Here is a 1831-nt window from a genome sequence, read left to right as displayed (position 1 = left end):
CTAAACGGATTTGCAATCCGCTGCATAACCGCTTTGCTAACGCGCCATGCAAAAGAGAGTTGGCTCTCTATTGTCTGAATTTGGAGCGGGAAACGAGACTCGAACTCGCGACCCCGACCTTGGCAAGGTCGTGCTCTACCAACTGAGCTATTCCCGCATTGGTCTGGCTGACTGCCTGACTACGAGGACGCATTCTAGCGATGTTCCTCGCCCAGTCAACCAAAAATGTTTAATACCCTGATCGTTCGGGTGTTTTTTACCCTTTCACTGCACTTTTACCACTCATGATCGTTTCCCTGCCCCAACGACGGGGAAACGATGCTTTATGCCAGGCAGACACTAGAAGCGGGAGTGGTAGGTCAGATCGCCCCAGGCGGCCTTCATGTACTGGAACATGGACCAGAAGGTAAGCACAGTGGCCACATAAAGCAGCACGTAGGCGAGCCATACCATCCAGATGTCGTACTGCCAGATGAGGCCGGTGAGCGACACCATCTGGATCATGGTCTTCCACTTGCCAATCCAGCTGACAGCCACCGAGGAGCGTTTGCCGAGCTCGGCCATCCATTCACGCAGGGCGGAGATGATGATCTCGCGGCCAATCATGGTCATGGCGGGGATGGTGACCCAGATGGTGTTGTAGTGTTCGACAATGACCACCAGCGCCGCCGCCACCATGATCTTGTCGGCGACCGGATCGAGGAAAGCGCCGAAGGCGGTGGACTGGTTCAGCTTGCGGGCAAGGTAGCCATCAAACCAGTCGGTCGCAGCCGCCAGAATGAAGACGAGGGCCGCCGCCAGATAGGACCACTGATAGGGTACATAGAACAGGATGACGAAGACGGGGATGAGCAAGATCCGAAAAAACGTCAGCAGGTTAGGAATATTTGTCATTATTTTCAGCCACTTCTTGTATGCCGCTACATGGTAGCCCCAAGCCGATCACGGATGCAACCGGACTGGCGCCCGCCTTGGTCTATTAATCCATCAACAACCTCAGGATGCGGGCCATTATGGCATTTGCGGGCCCCCTGCGTCACGGCTCTTGTGCACCCCGAGGCGGGATTGCGGCCACGATTCAGAGCTAATTGGATGAGCTGGGTTGAATGCCGAGAACTCTGAGCCCAGCCCCCGGCTCAGAGCGAGTGCAGGGCATCATGAATGGACTGGGCCAGCTCCTGGCTGATGCCGGGTACCTTGGCCAGCTCATCCACCCCGGCCTTTTTCACCTCCTGCAGCCCGCCCAGATACTTGAGCAGTGCCTGACGACGCCTGGGCCCCACCCCCGGAATATCCTCCAGAGTACTGGTGGTACGGGCCTTGGCTCGTCTGGCTCGGTGGCCCGTGATAGCAAAACGGTGAGATTCATCGCGAATATGCTGAATAAGGTGCAAAGCGGGCATATCTGCCGGCAAGTGCAGCTCTTCGTGGCTCTCCCCCATGATCAGGGTCTCCAGCCCCGCCTTGCGAGTCACCCCCTTGGCGATGCCCACCAGCAGCGGGTATTTGCCGCCGAGGAACTCCAGCTGACGGGCCAGGATCTCCTCGGCGCGGCGCAGCTGGCCCAGGCCGCCGTCGATAAACAGCACGTCCGGCACCTTGTCCGGCTCCTGCAGCTTGCCAAAGCGCCGCTCCAGCACCTGCTCCATGGCGGCGTAGTCATCCCCCCCCGTGATGCCGTCGATATTGAAACGGCGGTATTCCGAAGAGAGCGGCCCCTCCCGGTTGAACACCACGCAGGACGCCACGGTGCGCTCCCCCATGGTGTGGGAGATGTCGTAACACTCCATGCGGGCGATGGGATGCTCCAGCTCCAGCAGCTCCTCCAGCT

General features: G+C 58.8%; 2 protein-coding genes and 1 tRNA gene. All 3 read right to left on the bottom strand.

The window, feature by feature from the left end:
• Positions 1-81: 81 nt before the first annotated feature.
• Positions 82-157 (bottom strand) — tRNA-Gly (locus AAC083_RS12065).
• 182 nt (positions 158-339) lie between these two features.
• Complete coding sequence (gene pgsA / locus AAC083_RS12060) at positions 340-894, bottom strand: CDP-diacylglycerol--glycerol-3-phosphate 3-phosphatidyltransferase (RefSeq protein ID WP_042036538.1); 555 nt, start codon at positions 892-894, stop codon at positions 340-342.
• Between the two features lie 242 nt (positions 895-1136).
• The coding region (locus tag AAC083_RS12055; protein ID WP_258224673.1) for a helix-hairpin-helix domain-containing protein at positions 1137-1831 on the bottom strand (695 nt) is incomplete at its 5' end.

Origin of the sequence: Aeromonas sp. HMWF014, from assembly GCF_963878295.1 — a bacterium.
Taxonomy (GTDB): Bacteria; Pseudomonadota; Gammaproteobacteria; order Enterobacterales; family Aeromonadaceae; genus Aeromonas; species Aeromonas popoffii.
The sequence above is the reverse complement of the archived record's forward strand: the minus strand, read 5'-3'. Positions and strand labels throughout refer to the sequence as shown.

Coding starts and splice junctions, on each gene's coding strand:
- pgsA (WP_042036538.1), bottom strand. CDS start 894: ATGACAAATATTCCTAACCTGCTGACGTTTTTTCGGATCTTGCTCATC.